Genomic DNA, 1,640 nt, shown 5'->3' on the forward strand with positions numbered 1-1,640 from the left:
ACGTGCGCAAGCAAAACACGATGACCCGTCTGGCAGGATTCCCCGTGGTGAAGACGCTGGACGAATTTAACTATGACTTCGCCAAAGGCGTAAAGCGCAGCCAAGTCGAGGAGCTGGCCGGCCTGGGATTCGTCGAGCGGCATGAGAACGTGGTACTGGTCGGGCCGAGCGGTGTAGGCAAAACGCACCTGGCGATGGCACTGGGTTACAAGGCCACGCAGGCCGGCATCAAGACGCGCTTCACGACGGCGGCCGACCTCATGCTGGCACTGACGACGGCGCATACGCAGAACAATTTGAAAGCGGTGATGCACCGCGCGATCAAGGCATATCGGCTCTTGATCATCGACGAGATAGGTTACTTGCCGATGAACCGGGAACAGGCCAACCTGTTCTTCCAGGTGATCGCGGCCTTGTATGAGCGCAGCAGCCTGATCGTGACCAGTAACCTGCCGTTCGGACAATGGGACACGACCTTTGCGCAGGATACGACGCTCACCGCGGCCCTGCTCGACCGGCTGCTGCACCATGCGCATATCGTGCCGATTGCAGGTGAGAGCTACCGGCTGAAGCACCAGCGACAGGCCGGGATGATGAGGGGGAGCGATGTTGCAGAAATGGGCTGAACACGGACGGTGTTCGGCGACGGCGGTGTATCAGTTTTAAATCGCTGGGACGACGAAATCTGTATCAGTTTTCAATCGCCGTTGACAAAAAGAAAATGAATGATAAATGCGTTCCGCTTTTAATGGCACAGCACAAGCGCTCTATGGCAGAGCTTCAGGAAATTCTAAAGGCAGCGAGCAACGGGCACGTTGGCGCAATGTATTGGATTGGTACTGCTTTAAGTGGCAGAAGGGATGACAATTGTCTGCTGTGGTTATCTATGGCACACAACCAAGGGCATGTCGGGGCGTGCTACGAAATGGCAGGCTATCTTATGTCTGAAGGTAATTACAACGAGGCTTTACGTTGCTTGATAGTATCCGCCGATGGCGGGTGCGATCTCGCCTACATGAGCATCTTTGGCTTTGAAGTCTTGATTAATATGTTCAAGATCAAGCAGGTTAATCTGCTGGAAAACATGTTAGATGAGTTTGCGACAATTCATTCGTCAAGTTCTAGATATCTTAGGGGCATGCTAATGTTTTTTCAAGGCAAGGAAGCTGAAGGGGTTGCTTTATTACAAGATTTTTTAAAATCTCCAAAAAAGCAACCGCCGAAAAATAATATTGATACGGTGTACGTAAACCAAATGAAAGTTGTCACTAGCTTCATTAAGGGGGTATTGGCGGATATTGCTTCAGATATACGACCGCTAGAATCCATTCCGGCTCGTGGGAGACAGGCCGGATTTATCAAATTTGAAGACTACTATGAAATCGTCACCGCTGTTGAGAACATGCGCCTATCTAAATAGCGAGACGATTCGCTAGGTAGGTGTTTAGTTCCGTGCGATCATTTTCCTCGTCGTAGCTGGCCTTTGTTCCGTGCAAAGGCTATGCTCGACGACTTGATTGCTGGATTCAGCAGTCCCGGCATTCAATCGCACCAGGAGGAGTTGGCAGCATGAGTTCACGCATTCACCCGCAAGCCCGTACCACCCCGAAAATCCGACAGGAGATCAAGGATTCGGGCCT

At 51.5% G+C, this 1,640-nt stretch carries 2 protein-coding genes; both read left to right on the forward strand.

From position 1 onward, the window contains the following. Window positions 1-626: IS21-like element helper ATPase IstB (gene istB, locus HMPREF9710_RS15165; protein ID WP_040776871.1), on the forward strand; the 626-nt coding region annotated here is incomplete at its 5' end. A 95-nt stretch (window positions 627-721) separates the two neighbouring features. Continuing rightward, window positions 722-1,420 (forward strand): SEL1-like repeat protein, encoded by a 699-nt coding sequence (locus HMPREF9710_RS15170; RefSeq protein ID WP_157225624.1) that lies wholly within the window; start codon window positions 722-724, stop codon window positions 1,418-1,420. Window positions 1,421-1,640: the final 220 nt, after the last annotated feature.

The sequence above is a fragment of the Massilia timonae CCUG 45783 genome, from assembly GCF_000315425.1.
GTDB lineage: Bacteria > Pseudomonadota > Gammaproteobacteria > Burkholderiales > Burkholderiaceae_D > Telluria > Telluria timonae.